Genomic DNA, 15,467 nt, shown 5'->3' with positions numbered 1-15,467 from the left:
CAAAATCAGAGGCCTAGGCGAGTAAAAAACTTGTGCAGCCGGCGGCTGCTAAGCGTTTGCCTCTTGTTACACACGCTGGGTTAAACGGGCAGAATGCGCTTATGACCTGAATCAAATCAAGAAAGTCCGAATATCGGGACTTTGTTTTTATTGCTAAAACTTATTGTTTCTGAAACGCTTCTCTTCACCTAGGATTTCCTTAAAAAGTGGTATACACGCATATAAGGAAATAGTCGTCGTATTGAGTGCGTGTTTTGTCAAACAGAATTTGCACACAATGGAGTAGCATAAGATACCCATAAAAGACAAACCAACATCTTAAAAAACCGCGGTCAACAATATTTTCAGTTGGGCAATGCCCCTCTAAACCCAAAAGAACTGAGCCTGAGAGCAAAATCTATAACTTTTTCGGGAAATAAAATACTTGAGATTTCTTACAAAATGTCAAATACTGTCTGGATAGTCCGATAAAAGTCCAGACTGTTCTTGTATTTGTTTCTAGTTGGGAGGATGCAGTGGACGTTATTGAGAGGTTCGTGAACCTGTCTATTCGCACTGGTTCGTCTTTGGATGATTTGGCAAAGCAGCCGGAAAATCTTAACTGTGTGCTTTCAGTGTTCAGGGCTTGCTGCGACTGCAGCACAAAACCCACAAAGGCAGAAGCGGAAGCCTTCCTTTCCGCAGCAGGCAGCTGGCTAAGCGTGACAGCCGACAAACTCGCACAGGACAGCTTGAAATTAACTGCACCTCTGCAGGCAAAAATCAGTTTGGTCAATTTGACAAGACGCGTTGATGAGCGACGCCGCGAAATTCGCGAAGAACGCCGACGCCGTGCTCTGGAAATGGAAGAAGTAAAGAGAGCATCTCGAGTGGATACAAGCCGGGATGTAGAATTTATGAGCGAAGCGCTCGCTGAGGCTCATAAGGCTATGCTGGAAGGAGAGGTGCCCGTCGGTGCGGTGGTTGTCGATCCGCAGGGAAAAATTGTCGGCCGCGGACATAACCGCGTCATTTCAGATAAAGATCCTTCGGCGCATGCGGAAATCCTTGCGCTCAGAGACGCCGCGCGAACAACCGAGAACTACCGTTTGGAAGACTGCTCGCTCTACGTCACGCTAGAACCCTGTCCGATGTGCTCGGGCGCCATAATCGGCGCGCGCCTCAGCAGATTGGTCTACGGCGCTAAAGACGATAAGGCCGGAGCGGTCGATAGTGTGGTAAAACTGTTTAAGATAGATCAGCTTAACCACCATACGAGAGTGACCGGCGGCGTACTTCAGGATCAGAGCCTTCAGCTGCTCCGTGATTTTTTTGCCAGATTAAGACAGATTCGTGGGAGAAAGAGTGAATAGAGTTGGGATTACAGCACCGTCCGGTAATGTCCTGGATATAGAGGCCGTAGAACGTGCGAGGGCATTGTTCGAAGGGAGAGGTTGGGATGTAGCAGTCGGGGAATCGGTCTATTCAAGTTCTATGAGATTTGGCGGCAGCAGTGAATCGGCGCGGACTTCAGACTTTAACCATATGTGCATGAAGGAGGAGCTCGTTCTCTGCGCCAGAGGCGGTTACGGCTTTTCAAGAATTCTGCCGGGCGTCGACTTTTCAGTGATCGCGCAAAAAGGCACTTGGGTGGCCGGATTCTCCGATATCACTTTCTTCTCTCTGGCATACCTTGCGCTCACCGGCGGAAAAAGCCTGCAGGCCCCGACGGCTTCCGTGCTCGGCAACCTTGAATGCGATCCTTATACCATCGAGACGTTCTTTAATGTGCTCGGCGCGACGGACTATACACTGGATTTTCATACTCCGTTCCATGATTTCGAAACCGAAGGAAAACTCTGGGGCGGCAACCTTTCTATCCTTTGCGCTGCTTTAGGCACGCCGTATTTCCCCAGAATCAAGGGCGGGATCCTATTCGTTGAAGATGTGGATGAGCCGGCTTATAAAATCGAACGTAACTTAAATCAGCTGATTCAGTCAGGCGTTATTGAAAATCAGAAAGCGGTCCTTCTCGGGGATTTCTCTCAAGTCAGGCGATCAGCGCATGATTTCGGATATGGTTTGGACGAAGCGCTGAGTTTTGCTTCTATGCATACTTCGACGCCTTTTATTTCAGGCCTGCCGTTTGGACATAAGATGAAAATGGCAACGCTCGTCGTTGGGGCGCAGTCAGTGCTTTCAATACGCAGCCATAAGGCGCTTCTGACCATGAAGGGCTGCCCCGCGTTCAGAGAAAGGATTCGTTTGTGAAGAACGGACTGCTAAGAAGATTTCGACACGTATTTGAGCCGGACCCTCCGGAGAATAATCATATTCATCTCAATTACAGCTCTGAGCAGCTGAGAAAAAAAGTCGAATTCCGTCAGCTCGCAATCCTGAAACACAGAACAACGGCAGTAGTCGCGATTCGAATGCTGCTGATCCTTATTTTCTCGGGTGTCTGCTGGAAGTACGTCGGCGGCTGGGTTATGGGGCTCTGGCTCGGGTTTGCGCTGATGCATACACTGGCCAGCATGAAGTCTGCGGATGATTTTTTTAATGAGATCGAGCCGGAAAAGAAGTTCAGATATTGGAGGAACCGCTCTCTTCAGATGATTATCGTATCGGGACTGTCCGTGGGGTTTGCCGGGTTCTATTTCATGATTCCCGACAACGTCATTGTGGAAATGGTCCTTCTTGCCTTGGTTGTGGGCGTCACTTTCGGAAGCATCCCGCTCTATGCGATCTGGCCGCCCGCGCTGTGGGCTTATGTACCCTGTACACTGCTTCCGACCTTCGTCAAGCTTTTTATTATTTACGAGACGCCCTGGTTCGTCGCGGTCTTCTGGTCTGCCGTTCTGCTTTTAATCATCTTCTATTTCGGAGCACGTCTGAATTCCATTTACACGCAGGGTATTTATCGAGCCTTTGAGCGCGAATACCTGATGGAGCAGCTGATCTATCAGCGGCAGCGCGCGGATTATGTCCGAGAAGCGGCGGAAATGGAAATCAATTCCAGAACGAAATTTTTTGCCGGAGCTAATCACGACCTGCGTCAGCCGCTTCAGGCAATGGGGATCTTTATTTCCGTCCTAGAAAGTCAGGCCGATGATCAGACCCGACCGATCGTGGAAGGTCTTTCTAAGGCGTGCCATTCAGTATCGACTCTGGTGGATCAGATTTTGATGATCTCAAAGTTGGATTCAAAAACCATCAAAATCAATCCGATTCGCTTTTCGCTTCAGGAACTGTTCGCCGAACTCGAAGCCGAATTTGAACCGCAGTGCCGAAACAAGGGACTTTCTTTGGAAGTGCAGAGCGTTCCCGCCGATATTGTCACGGATGAGCAGCTTCTGGAACGAGTGATTCGTAATCTGCTCGGAAACGCGGTCCGGTATACCAGCAGCGGAATGATTCTGCTTCGTAGCAAGATCAGCCGAAAGAACACGCTCATCATTACGGTTTCCGATACCGGATGTGGTATCAGCCCCGAAGAGAGAGAAAAACTGTTCCAGGCTTATTATCGAGGCGCGGGCGGTTTTAAGGCTAAAGAGGGCTTTGGCCTCGGTCTGTCCGTGGTTAAGAAAATCTGTGAGCTTTTGAGCATTGACATTAAAGTGATATCTAAGGTCGGGAAGGGATCGATTTTCCGCTTGGAACTTCCTTTGAGAGCACAGACATCAAAAGAAAGCTCTCCGGCTAAACCTCAGACGCTGAACCTGCGTCCGCTCGACGGCACTCGGATCCTTGTTATTGAAGACGACCGATTGATTCGAGAAAGCCTTAAGACACTTTTGGAAGGCTGGGGATGTGTCGTAAGGACCGCAGAATTTTATGATGCCGAATTGGCGGCAAAACTGGTTCACGAGTCTCCGATTGATCTGATATTTTCAGACTTCAATCTGGGCCCGGAACATATGACCGGTCTGCAGTCGATCTTTAGGATTCGCTCGGCGCTTGGTCGGCGAATTCCCGCGATTGTGAGCACGGCCGCGCCGCGTGACGCGGTAATCTCTCAGTATGAGGAGGAAACGGAAGGACTGAATTTCTCCGACTCCGCCGTCGACCTGATGGAAATGCCGCTGCTGCTTCAGAAACCGATCTCCCCGCACGAGATTAATCGGGCGATTCATCGTCTGCTTGATAAAAAGTAAACATATCTCTCGCAGAGAAGAATATTTGAGTTATATTGAATTTTCTTCCAACAGAAGATAAAAAACTCTCAGCCGAATTTCCACAACAAAAGAAGGCTGACAGTCTGCTGATATCCCGAGACTCGATCACAAATCCGGTGTTCGGACTCCAATCAATTTCCCACGGACTTTGAAAGGACTTTTCCAAATGAAAAAAGAAGAGGCGGGAAGGACCGCCGAAAAACTCAACGGCTCGGACATCTTTGTCCGCGCTTTGGCAGAAGAAGGTGTTGAATACGTGTTCGGATATCCGGGCGGCAGCGTACTGAATATCTTCGATGCTATTTACAAACAGAATAAATTCAAACACATTTTGGTTCGTCACGAGCAGGGCGCGGTTCATGCGGCTGACGCATACGCCAGAGCTTCCAATAAAGTCGGCGTCGCACTGGTGACGAGCGGACCCGGAGCGACCAACGCCGTAACCGGCATCGCGACGGCACATTCTGACAGTATCCCGATGGTTGTCTTTACCGGTCAGGTCAATACGGCCGCGATTGGACAGGACGCGTTCCAGGAAGTCGATATTGTCGGCATCACAAGACCGTGCGTAAAACACAATTTCCTTGTTAAAGACGTACGCGATCTTGCTCCGATTATTAAAAAAGCCTTTTATATTGCTAAGACAGGACGACCGGGCCCTGTCCTTATTGATATCCCGAAAGATGTCTCTGCAGCGATCACCGAATACAACTATCCGGAAAACGTCGAACTGCGCTCCTATAAGCCGGTGCTGAAGGGACACCTCGGTCAGATCAAAAAAGCGCTTCAGATCATTCTTAAATCCGAAAGACCGCTTCTTCATATCGGCGGCGGTGTCGTTTCGGCAAATGCGAGCGAAATGCTGCAGAGATTTGCCTACGAGCTCGGCGTACCGGTGAACTCCACTTTAATGGGACTCGGCGCAATGCCTTCCAATGATAAGAAGTTCCTCGGCATGGTCGGCATGCACGGCACTTACGAAGCGAATATGGCGATGCAGAACTGCGACTGTCTGGTCGTTATCGGCGCTCGCTTCGATGACCGAGTGGTCGGACTGCCGTCTAATTTCTCGCAGGATAAGCGCACGATTATTCATATTGACGTGGATCCTTCGACAATTTCCAAACGAGTGAAGGTTGATATCCCCATTGTCGGCGATGTCAAGGAAGTTCTCGCCGATATGCTGACGCTGCTTGATCAGAAACCGGAGCGGCCCGATCCTGAAAAAATGGCGGCGTGGCAGAATCGGATTAAACAGTGGCGCGACGTCAACTGCTTAAGTTACGAAAATAGCGATAAGGTCATCAAGCCCCAGTTCGTGCTTGAAAAGCTTCAGGAAATCGGCGGCGACGACATGATCGTGGCAAGCGACGTGGGCCAGCATCAGATGTGGTGCGCTCAGTTCCTGAAATTCCGTAAACCCCGTCACTGGCTGAGTTCAGGCGGCCTCGGAACGATGGGTGTGGGACTGCCGTATGCGATCGGCGCTTGTGTCGCGGCTCCTGACAAACGCGTTGTGTGCGTGACAGGAGACGGCTCTATTCAAATGAATATTCAGGAATTAGCGACCGCTAAGCAGCTCGGCCTTGCTCCGAAAATTATTCTTCTGAACAACAACTACCTCGGTATGGTGCGTCAGTGGCAGGAACTCGAGTACGACGGCCGCTATTCACACTCGCATATGGAGGTCACACCGGACTTTAAGGCGCTTGCCGAAGCTTACGGACATGTCGGCATCGTTGTTGATAAGCCTTCGGAAGTAGAGACCGCCCTGAAGGATGCGTTCGGAAAATATAAGGATCAGCTAGTGTTTATCGATATTCATGTCGATCCGACCGAAAATGTTTGGCCGATGGTTAAGGCCGGTCACGGTCTTACGGAAATGATCCTAGGCTCGGAGAAAATCTAATGAATCGTCACGTCTTATCTATTCTTTTGGAAAACGAACCGGGCGCACTTTCCCGGGTCGTCGGGCTCTTTTCAGCCCGCGGCTACAACATCGATTCTTTGACCGTCGCCCCGACGGAGGATAAAAGCGTTTCACGCATGACCATCGCCAGTATCGGCAACGACGAACTGATTGAGCAGATCACGAAGCATCTGAATCGTCTGATCGAAGTTATTAAGGTGGTGGATTTAACCGAAGGGGAATACGCCGAGCGCGAGCTTATGCTGATTAAGGTCAGAGCGCTGGGCAAGGACCGCGAAGAGATGAAGCGTCTGAATGATATTTTCAGAGGCAGAATTATCGATGTGACCGATAAGACTTATACAATTGAGCTCACGGGAAATTCTGAAAAGCTCGACGCCTTCATTAAGGCGGTCGACCCCGAATCCGTCTTGGAAATGGTTCGCACCGGCTCCTGCGGAATCGGCCGTGGCGATAGAATACTGAAACTGTAACGAATTGACTTACCCAAGGATTAAGTCACTTATTAAAGAGGAAAAAAATGAAAGTTTATTACGATAAAGACGCAGATCTTTCTCTTATCAAAGGCAAGAAAGTCGCAATCATCGGCTACGGCTCTCAGGGCCACGCCCACGCTCTGAATCTTCACGATTCCGGCGTTGATGTTGTCGTCGGCGTTCGTCCGAACGGCGCTTCCTGGAAGAAAGCTCAGGCTGCCGGCCTGAAAGTTGCAAGCATCGAAGATGCAACAAAAGACGCCGATGTCGTCATGATCCTTCTTCCGGACGAATTTATCGCCGATGTCTACAAAAAACAGGTTGAACCGAACCTGAAGGAAGGCGCTGCTCTGGCTTTCGCTCACGGCTTTAACATCCATTACGGCCAGGTCACTCCGAGAGACGATCTTGACGTTTGGATGGTTGCTCCGAAAGCTCCGGGACACACAGTTCGCCGTACATACACCGAAGGATCCGGCGTTCCTCAGCTGATCGCTGTTTATCAGGATAAATCCGGCAAGGCCCGCGAAGTCGCCATGTCTTACGCTGCCGCCAACGGCGCCGGCAAAGCAGGCATCATCGAAACCACATTCAAAGAAGAGACCGAAACCGACCTCTTCGGCGAACAGTGCGTTCTCTGCGGCGGTATCGCTGAACTCATCAAGATGGGCTTTGAAACTTTGGTTGAAGCCGGCTACGCTCCCGAAATGGCTTACTTCGAATGCTGCCATGAAATGAAGCTGATCGTTGATCTGATTTATGAAGGCGGTCTTGCCGACATGAACTACTCGATTTCCAACAACGCTGAATTCGGCGGCTATGTCACTGGCCCGCGTGTTGTTGCCGATGAAGCCCGCGCCGCTATGCGTCAGGCTCTGAAGAACATTCAGAACGGTTCCTACGCTAAGGAATTCCTCCTTGAAAACAAGGTCGGCGCTCCGATGCTTCGTTCTATCCGTGCTCAGACTGCGGCTCATCCGATTGAAGTCGTCGGCGCTCGCCTGCGCGGCATGATGCCCTTCATCTCTGCTCATCGTCATATCGACCGCAGCAAGAACTAATCAAAGGCGTCTTGCTTAAATAAAAAATCAGCGGCCCAACGAGGCCGCTGATTTTTTTGGAATGAATTGAGCGTTATTCCAAATTCTGAATTTGCTCACGCATCGATTCAATCACCAGTTTCAGATTGACGGAGGTCTGCGTCATATCAATGGAAGCGGCTTTGCTTCCAAGCGTGTTGGCCTCACGATTTAATTCCTGCATTAAAAAGTCGAGTCTGCGTCCGACTGCGCCGCCTTTGTCTAAAACACGGCGAACTTCGCGCACATGGGTGCGAAGCCGCTCCATCTCTTCATTAACGTCAATCTTGATGCCGTAAAGCGTCACCTCCTGACGAATGCGGTCGTTGATTTCCTCTTTGGAGATCTGGCTGTTTTCCGAAAGTGTTTGCGTGAGCGCCTCATCAAGCCGCTCGACAAGCTTCTCTTTCATGGTGTGAAGAATCAGAGGAATTTTCGGTTCAAGCTCATCGACCAGCGCGTCGATCTGTCCGCAGTACTTCAAAAGAACGTTCTTCAGGGCTTCGCCTTCGCGCAGGCGGCTCTCCTTAAAGAGCTGCAGACAGTCGCGAACACCGGCCAAAATCGATTCTTCAAATTTTTCTTTATCCGTTTCGGGAGTTTCCAGAATTCCTTCAAACTGCAGAATGGCCGTTACGGATAATTTGGCCGCGTTAGGCGCCAGCGCAAGTACCTGCTCCTGCATGGAAAGAAGTTTAGAAAGCGCCTGTTCGTTGATATGAGAAGCGCTGATCGCGGAGGAAGCCGTAAGATTAAAGCGAACTTCAACTTTGCCTCTGGCGACGGTCGAGGCGACTAATTCGCGAATTTTAGGCTCAAACGGCCGAAACTCTTCCAGGCATCTGAAGCTGAAATCTAAAAAACGTGAATTGACAGAGCGGACATCAATATTTAATTCGCCAAGTTCGGTCTGAATCTTGACGTTTCCGTATCCTGTCATGCTGGAAACTGTACCCATGAAATTCTCCCAAACGGAAGCGCTGAAAAAAGTCGCTTCCTAACATTAGGTATGCATTGTAATCTCGCGGAGCGGTTAAAGGACCTTTTGTACCAGCTTTAGGGAGCCGTCAGTCGATGACGCGCGAGGCCTATAATGTCCGCAGCAGATAAGCGGCGTTTGCACGCGATACATTATCCGGAGAAAACAATGACCGAAGAGCTTCAGCTGAGACCGAGCGGAAGGACCCCATCCGAACTCCGTTCCGTTCGAATCACGCCAAACTGTAATAAATACGCGGAAGGATCCTGTCTGATCGAGATGGGGGATACGAAAGTCATCTGCACGGCAAGCGCGGACTTTCGCATTCCGTCCTGGATGACCGAAAGCGGAAAAGGGTGGGTTACCGCTGAGTACGGCATGCTGCCGAGAGCGACCGGCACGAGAAACGACCGCGAGGCCGCTAAAGGAAAACAGAGCGGCAGAACTCAGGAGATTCAGAGACTCATCGGCCGCTCTCTGAGGGCGGCGGTTGATCTCTCAAAACTCGGCCCCATGACGCTGAAAATCGACTGTGATGTGATCCAGGCTGACGGAGGAACAAGATGCGCCTCTATCACCGGCGCCTATGTCGCGCTAGCGCTCGCTGTCGCAAAACTGCAGAAAGAGGGGCGCTTTGAAGAAAATCCGCTTTCCGCTCAGGTGGCGGCGCTCTCCGTGGGCATCTACAACGGTACTCCGGTCTGCGACCTTGACTATATCGAGGATTCTCACTGCGGAACGGATATGAATGTCGTCATGACAAACCAGGGCGGATTTGTAGAACTGCAGGGGACCGCCGAAGGTCGAGTCTTTACCCGTCAGGAGCTGAATCAGCTGCTCGATCTGGCCGAGAACGGTTTCTCTCAGCTTTTTGAATACCAGAGAAGCGCTATTGAAGAAGGAAAAGCCGCCAATGAATAGAAAGATCGTACTTGCAAGCAATAACAAGAAAAAAATGAAAGAAATGCAGGAGCTGCTTGCTCCGATGGGTGCCGAAGTGATCGCTCAGGGATCGCTAGGCATCCCGGCTGCGGAAGAACCCTTCTGCACATTTATGGAGAACGCGCTCGCCAAGGCACGCCACGCCGCAAAGCACAGCGGTCTGCCTGCGATCGCGGATGATTCCGGTATCTGTGCGGACGCATTAGGCGGCATGCCGGGTGTTTACAGCGCGCGATATGCGGGAGAGCCTTCGAATGATGCGTCAAACAACGCCAAACTCGTGAACGCGCTCAAGGGACACACTGATCGAAGCGCGCACTACGTATGCGTGCTCTGCGCGGTACGTTCTGCGGATGATCCGGAACCGCTGATCGCGATTGATTTCTGGGAAGGAGAGATCGCTGAAGAGCCCAAAGGCGAGGGCGGCTTTGGATATGATCCTTATTTCATCGTGGGTCCTGACGGCAGACGGGCTGCCGAGATGAGCGCTGAGGAAAAGAACTCGGTGAGCCATCGCGGCAAAGCGATGCGCAAGATGAGCGAGCTTCTGCAGCGCCGCTGGGGTTGGAAGTTTTGAAGCCGATCCCTCTTTCTCTGTACATCCATTGGCCCTGGTGCCTGAAAAAATGTCCGTACTGTGACTTTAATTCACACGGGGTCAAAGGCGAAATACCGGAGCAGCGCTACACCGAGGCGATCTGTCGTTCCATGCGCGAACAAGTGCAGTTTGCTGCAGACAGACCTCTGGAAACCGTCTTCTTCGGAGGCGGCACGCCCTCTCTGATGTTGGCAGAGTCTCTGGAGAAAATTCTGGCCTGCGCTGATGAGACCTTCGGACTGGTGAGCGGCGCGGAGATTACGCTTGAATCCAATCCGGGAACATTTGAACTCGCTAAATTCAAAGACTTTAAATCAGCCGGCGTCAATCGGCTTTCTCTTGGCGTGCAGAGCTTTGAAGATCAAAAGCTTCGCTCGCTCGGCCGCGTGCACAATGCTCGGGAAGCCAAGGAAGCGGCGCTCGGAGTGCGTGAAATTTTTGACAACTTTAATCTCGACCTGATGTTCGGTCTGCCGAATCAAAGCTTGGAAGATCTCAAACAGGAACTGGCCTTTATCGCGCAGATTGATCCGCCGCATCTGTCCTATTACCAGCTGACTCTGGAGCCGAATACTTATTTTGCTAAATATCCGCCCGAAGGAATTCCTAATGAAGACACACTCGAGGATATGACCGAACTTATCGCGCAGTACACGACCGATCTCGCGCTTGAGCATTACGAGGTATCCGCATATGCCAAAAGCGGTCATCGGTGCCGGCATAACCTGAATTACTGGGGTTTCGGAGACTATCTTGCGGTCGGTCCGGGAGCGCACGGCAAGTACAGCCACGATAAAGAGATTCATCGCTTTTATAACTACAGGGATCCGGCGCGCTGGCTCCTCTGTCAGAACCGCGGAGAATCATTTGTCTCGCATACTGAAAAAGTTCCTTCTGAGGCGATTCCGTTTGAATTCATGCTGAACGTACTCAGACTTCGGGATGGGGTGCCGAGAGATTATTGGGAGCAGCGGGCGTTTGTCAGCTGGTCTGAAGTCGAACCCGTTTGGCGAGTCCTTGAAAAGGACGGACTTGTTGAAGATCCTAAAAAGCGTATTTTCTGTACCGAAAAAGGGTGGCGGTACCTGAATGAGGTGCTGGAAGCTTTTTTGTGATGCACTAAATAACTGCGCATCAAAAAAGTGCAGAAAAATCCGCATAAAGCACCAAAAAAGTGCATTATGGTGGAGATTTTCCAAAAACAGGAATAGACACAGGGGAGCGGGCGTGATTTTTAGCGCGTCTTTTTTGGCACGCTTCTTGCTTATTCACCGGTGAAAACCAATTTATTCTTAGTTCTACCGATCTAAAGGAGATATCATGGCTAAGTCCATAGAAGATGTCATGCAGATGCTGACAGAAAACGACGTTAAGTTCGTTGACCTTCGATTTACAGATTTTATAGGCAAAGAGCAGCACGTTTCCGTTCCGGTGTCCGCTTTTGATGAAGACAAATTTGAGGAAGGCCATGCTTTTGACGGCTCTTCCATTACCGGCTGGAAGGGCATCGAAGCGAGCGACATGCTGCTGATGCCGCAGCCCTCAAGCGCACGCATGGATCCTTTTGCCGACGAAGGGCAGGAAACCCTGATCCTGACCTGCAGTGTTGTCGAACCTGCGACCGGCAAAGGCTATGACAGAGACCCGCGCAGCATCGCCAATCGCGCTGAAGCCTATCTGAAGAGCACCGGCATCGGCGATACCGCGTTCTTCGGCCCCGAACCCGAATTCTTTATTTTCAACGGCGTCAGCTGGGGCTGTGATATGAACCGCAGCTTCTTCAAGATCGAGTCCGATGAGGGCTTCTGGTCGAATGCCGACTCAATGGACGGCGCAAACGGCGGCCATCGTCCCAGAGTCAAAGGCGGCTATTTCCCGGTTGCTCCGGTGGATTCTTTAAACAGTGTCCGCGCCAGTATGTGCCTGCTTCTTGAACAGCAGGGTGTTCCCGTTGAGGTCCACCACCATGAAGTCGGCGGATGCGGTCAGTGCGAAATCGGCACCCTGTTCAGCACACTTACCGAAAGAGCCGACTGGACTCAGATTCTCAAGTACACCGTTTGGAACGTCGCGGCCGCCTACGGTATGACAGCAACCTTCATGCCCAAACCCGTCGTTGGCGATAACGGCTCCGGCATGCATGTTCATCAGTCCATTTGGAAGGACGGCAAGAACCTCTTCGCAGGCAACGGTTATGCAGGTCTCTCTGATCTCGCCCTTTATTACATCGGCGGCGTGATCAAACATGCCCGGGCTCTGAACGCGATTACCAATCCGACCACCAACAGCTATCGTCGTTTGGTTCCGGGTTTTGAAGCTCCGGTTAAGCTCGCTTATTCCGCACGCAACCGTTCCGCCTCTTTGCGTATCCCGTATGTGGCCAGCGAAAAGGCCCGCCGTGTTGAAGTTCGCTTCCCGGATCCGATGGCTAACCCCTATCTTGCCTTTGCCGCTCTGCTGATGGCCGGTATCGACGGTATCCAGAACAAGATCCATCCAGGCGAAGCCGCAGACAAGAATCTTTATGATCTTCCGCCTGAAGAAAACGCGAAGATCCCGACCGTCTGCTCTTCTTTGGAACAGGCGCTTGACGCGCTTGCTGATGATCACGCTTTCCTTACTGCCGGCGGAGTGTTCAGCGAGGACATGATTGCTGCTTACATCGATATGAAGCGTCAGGAAGTCACTCGTGTTCAGATGGCTGTTACACCTGAAGAATACGATATGTATTACTCCCTGTAATAGGGGCTCTCCGTCGTGAAGACGGACAAAACGAAGACCGAGCGAGGTTGAGATGAGCTTAGATAAATTGGATTTTGAAAGTTTTGATCTGCTTCGGCTCGGTCTAATTGTTTGCGGTGAAAACGCGCGGATTCTTTACGCCAATACCACCGTTCAGTTTTATCTTGGCCAGAGCGCGAAACTTCTCAAGGATCGGTCGATATATACCGTACTGCCGTGTGCGGAACCGTGGATTCAAAACTATTACAAGCGTCCGGATGTTTCGTATCTGGTGCAGTCGGAACTCTGCGAGATGCTTCGGCCGCCTAAAGAGCCGAAGCAGGTTTTTGTGACTTGCCATCCGATGGCCGACGATCCGCGCTATCTTTTTTTTGAGATTTCTCCGGCAGCAAAAGCGCTTCTGATTTCCCACGAGCGCCACATGAACGAACTGTCGGAAAATACACGCCGGCTGCTGCGCAATCTAGCGCATGAAATCAAAAATCCGCTCGGAGGCATCAGAGGTGCCGCTCAGCTCTTAGAGACCGAATTGTCGGATCCGGAACAGAAAGAATATACGGAAGTCGTGATTAGCGAAGCGGATCGTCTGCAGTCGCTCGTCGATAAGCTGCTTGCGCCGTATCGGCAGTCATATAATCCCGCGCCGACCAATGTTCATGAAGTACTTGAGCGGGTACGCCTGCTGGTGGAAGCGGAATTTCAGGACAGACTGCAGATTGTCAGGGATTACGACATCAGTGCTCCGGAAATTACCGCTGACCGAGGTCAGCTCACGCAGATTTTTCTGAATCTGATGCGTAATGCGGCAGAAGCGCTTTCGGTACGGATGTGGGAGGGAACGGCTGAGATTCGACTGAAAACGCGTGTGGTGCACCATGTTTCGATCGGCGAAGAAATTAAAAAAGCTGCGCTGAATATTCATGTTATCGATAACGGTGAGGGGATTCCGCAGGAGCTTTTGGACAGCATTTTCTATCCGCTCGTGAGCGGCAAAGAGAAGGGGAGCGGACTCGGGCTCTCATTGGTCCAATCGTTCGTAGAGCGGCACGGCGGAACTATATCCGTCAGCAGCGAGAACGGGAAGACGGATTTCAGCATTCTCTTTCCGCTGAACGCCCAATAACAAGAAAAACGAGTCACTCGGAGAACCAGAATGAAAGATATTTGGATTGCGGACGACGATCGATCTATTCGATGGGTTTTAGAAAAAGCGCTGAAAAAAGCCGGCCTGCCGTGCAGGACTTTTTCTGAAGCGGACTCACTTCTGCTGGCACTTAAAACAGAACAGCCCTCCGTCATTCTGAGCGATATCCGCATGCCGGGAAAGAGCGGTCTGGAAATGCTGACCGAGATCAAGCGCGATTATCCGAAGCTTCCGGTCATTATCATGACCGCGTTCTCGGATCTTGACAGCGCGGTATCAAGTTTTCAGAGCGGCGCTTTTGAATATCTTCCGAAGCCCTTTGATATTGATAAAGCGGTTGAGCTTGTCCGCCGCGCTTCTGAAGAAAACGCTTCCGAAGAAGCCGCGCCCGAGCAGCAGGTGTCCGAAATAATCGGTAAAGCGAGCGCGATACAGGATGTTTTTCGCGCTATCGGACGCCTTTCGCACAGTAAAGCCACCGTCCTTCTGACTGGAGAATCCGGTGCCGGTAAGGAAGTGGTTGCCAGAGCGCTTCACAAGCATAGTCCACGAGCCAAAGAGGCGTTTATCGCGCTCAATATGGCGGCGATTCCAAGAGATCTGATGGAGAGCGAACTTTTCGGTCACGAAAAAGGAGCCTTCACCGGCGCCAACAGTGTTCGCCACGGACGGTTCGAACAGGCCGAAGGCGGCACACTGTTTCTTGACGAAATCGGCGATATGCCGGCAGAGCTTCAGACACGCCTGCTTAGGGTGCTTTCTGACGGATACTATTATCGAGTCGGCGGCCATCAGGCGCTTAAAGCCAACGTCCGCATCATTGCGGCGACGCATCAGAATTTAGAGAACATGGTGCATGAGGGACGCTTCAGAGAAGACTTGTACCATCGTCTCAACGTCATCCGTATTCGTCTTCCTCCGCTTCGGGAACGCAAAGAGGATATTCCGCTTTTGATCGCGCATTTTTTGAAAAAGTCCTCTGAAAGTCTGGATGTTGAACAGAAAATTATGACGACCGAAGCGATGGACTTTCTGAAGGAATTCCCTTTCCCGGGCAATGTGCGCCAGTTGGAAAACCTTTGCAATTGGCTCGTTGTGATGGCGCCGTCCCAGCATATTCAGCTGAGCGATCTTCCTGCGGAGATTCTTCAGTCGGCTCCCGCTAAAGCGGTCTCAGCGGCTCCTCTTGTCGGCGGAACCTGGCAGGACGGTTTGAGGGCGGCAGTTGAGGCGAAATTGAAGGAAGAAACGCCGGACCTGATGAAAGAACTCACTGACGCCTTCGAAACGGCGGTTATTGAAACCGCGCTTGAATTCACACACGGTCGCCGAGTGGAGGCCGCCTCCAGACTTGGTATTGGGCGCAATACCATTACACGCAAGATTGCGGAATTAAATCTTAAAACTGAGGATTAAGACGCCT

At 51.2% G+C, this 15,467-nt stretch carries 13 protein-coding genes; 12 read left to right on the top strand and 1 reads right to left on the bottom strand.

Features of this window, described 5'->3' with window-relative positions:
- The first annotated feature begins 515 nt into the window (after positions 1 to 515).
- From tadA to ilvC, 6 genes are all read left to right on the top strand, one after another.
- Complete coding sequence (gene tadA / locus E5987_RS12995) at positions 516 to 1,352, top strand: tRNA adenosine(34) deaminase TadA (protein ID WP_288319291.1); 837 nt, start codon at positions 516 to 518, stop codon at positions 1,350 to 1,352.
- Positions 1,345 to 2,250: an LD-carboxypeptidase gene (locus E5987_RS13360; protein ID WP_160334108.1), complete on the top strand. Its 906-nt coding sequence runs from the start codon at positions 1,345 to 1,347 to the stop codon at positions 2,248 to 2,250. Before tadA ends, E5987_RS13360 begins: the two co-directional genes overlap by 8 nt.
- Positions 2,247 to 4,133, top strand: coding sequence for a hybrid sensor histidine kinase/response regulator (locus E5987_RS00395; RefSeq protein WP_160334107.1), 1,887 nt, complete (start codon positions 2,247 to 2,249; stop codon positions 4,131 to 4,133). The genes E5987_RS13360 and E5987_RS00395 overlap by 4 nt, the downstream gene beginning before the upstream one ends.
- 187 nt (positions 4,134 to 4,320) lie before the next feature.
- Positions 4,321 to 6,063: a biosynthetic-type acetolactate synthase large subunit gene (ilvB, locus tag E5987_RS00390; RefSeq protein ID WP_160334106.1), complete on the top strand. Its 1,743-nt coding sequence runs from the start codon at positions 4,321 to 4,323 to the stop codon at positions 6,061 to 6,063.
- A complete protein-coding gene (gene ilvN, locus E5987_RS00385; RefSeq protein ID WP_160334105.1) occupies positions 6,063 to 6,557 on the top strand; it encodes an acetolactate synthase small subunit in 495 nt (164 codons plus the stop codon). Before ilvB ends, ilvN begins: the two co-directional genes overlap by 1 nt.
- A gap of 47 nt (positions 6,558 to 6,604) precedes the next feature.
- Positions 6,605 to 7,621: a ketol-acid reductoisomerase gene (ilvC, locus tag E5987_RS00380; protein ID WP_160334104.1), complete on the top strand. Its 1,017-nt coding sequence runs from the start codon at positions 6,605 to 6,607 to the stop codon at positions 7,619 to 7,621.
- A 73-nt stretch (positions 7,622 to 7,694) separates the two neighbouring features.
- On the opposite strand, the gene E5987_RS00375 is transcribed toward ilvC, so the two are convergent.
- Complete coding sequence (locus tag E5987_RS00375) at positions 7,695 to 8,597, bottom strand: YicC/YloC family endoribonuclease (protein ID WP_160334103.1); 903 nt, start codon at positions 8,595 to 8,597, stop codon at positions 7,695 to 7,697.
- A gap of 189 nt (positions 8,598 to 8,786) precedes the next feature.
- On the opposite strand from E5987_RS00375, the gene rph reads away from it, so the two are divergent.
- The 6 genes from rph to ntrC all read left to right on the top strand — a co-directional run bounded on the left by rph (position 8,787) and on the right by ntrC (position 15,460).
- On the top strand, positions 8,787 to 9,539 hold the full coding sequence (gene rph / locus E5987_RS00370) for a ribonuclease PH (protein ID WP_160334102.1): 753 nt from the start codon (positions 8,787 to 8,789) through the stop codon (positions 9,537 to 9,539).
- On the top strand, positions 9,532 to 10,137 hold the full coding sequence (gene rdgB / locus E5987_RS00365) for an RdgB/HAM1 family non-canonical purine NTP pyrophosphatase (RefSeq protein WP_160334101.1): 606 nt from the start codon (positions 9,532 to 9,534) through the stop codon (positions 10,135 to 10,137). The genes rph and rdgB overlap by 8 nt, the downstream gene beginning before the upstream one ends.
- Positions 10,134 to 11,273, top strand: coding sequence for a radical SAM family heme chaperone HemW (gene hemW / locus E5987_RS00360; protein ID WP_160334100.1), 1,140 nt, complete (start codon positions 10,134 to 10,136; stop codon positions 11,271 to 11,273). Before rdgB ends, hemW begins: the two co-directional genes overlap by 4 nt.
- A gap of 205 nt (positions 11,274 to 11,478) precedes the next feature.
- The gene (gene glnA, locus E5987_RS00355; protein WP_160334099.1) at positions 11,479 to 12,900 is read left to right on the top strand and encodes a type I glutamate--ammonia ligase; all 1,422 of its coding nucleotides are present in this window, start codon (positions 11,479 to 11,481) and stop codon (positions 12,898 to 12,900) included.
- 52 nt (positions 12,901 to 12,952) lie between these two features.
- The gene (gene glnL / locus E5987_RS00350; protein ID WP_160334098.1) at positions 12,953 to 14,023 is read left to right on the top strand and encodes a nitrogen regulation protein NR(II); all 1,071 of its coding nucleotides are present in this window, start codon (positions 12,953 to 12,955) and stop codon (positions 14,021 to 14,023) included.
- A gap of 30 nt (positions 14,024 to 14,053) precedes the next feature.
- Entirely contained in the window at positions 14,054 to 15,460 is a 1,407-nt protein-coding gene (gene ntrC, locus E5987_RS00345; RefSeq protein WP_160334097.1) for a nitrogen regulation protein NR(I), read from the top strand.
- The last annotated feature ends 7 nt before the right edge of the window (positions 15,461 to 15,467 follow it).

The sequence above is a fragment of the Parasutterella muris genome (genome assembly GCF_009767915.1).
GTDB classification, from domain to species: Bacteria; Pseudomonadota; Gammaproteobacteria; order Burkholderiales; family Burkholderiaceae_F; genus Parasutterella; species Parasutterella muris.
The sequence above is the reverse complement of the archived record's forward strand: the minus strand, read 5'-3'. Positions and strand labels throughout refer to the sequence as shown.

Bases quoted from the DNA above. Each gene is read 5' to 3' on its own strand.
- ilvB (WP_160334106.1), top strand. From the start codon at position 4,321: ATGAAAAAAGAAGAGGCGGGAAGGACCGCCGAAAAACTCAACGGCTCG.
- ilvN (WP_160334105.1), top strand. From the start codon at position 6,063: ATGAATCGTCACGTCTTATCTATTCTTTTGGAAAACGAACCGGGCGCA.
- ilvC (WP_160334104.1), top strand. From the start codon at position 6,605: ATGAAAGTTTATTACGATAAAGACGCAGATCTTTCTCTTATCAAAGGC.
- E5987_RS00375 (WP_160334103.1), bottom strand. From the start codon at position 8,597: ATGGGTACAGTTTCCAGCATGACAGGATACGGAAACGTCAAGATTCAG.
- rph (WP_160334102.1), top strand. From the start codon at position 8,787: ATGACCGAAGAGCTTCAGCTGAGACCGAGCGGAAGGACCCCATCCGAA.
- rdgB (WP_160334101.1), top strand. From the start codon at position 9,532: ATGAATAGAAAGATCGTACTTGCAAGCAATAACAAGAAAAAAATGAAA.
- glnA (WP_160334099.1), top strand. From the start codon at position 11,479: ATGGCTAAGTCCATAGAAGATGTCATGCAGATGCTGACAGAAAACGAC.
- glnL (WP_160334098.1), top strand. From the start codon at position 12,953: ATGAGCTTAGATAAATTGGATTTTGAAAGTTTTGATCTGCTTCGGCTC.
- ntrC (WP_160334097.1), top strand. From the start codon at position 14,054: ATGAAAGATATTTGGATTGCGGACGACGATCGATCTATTCGATGGGTT.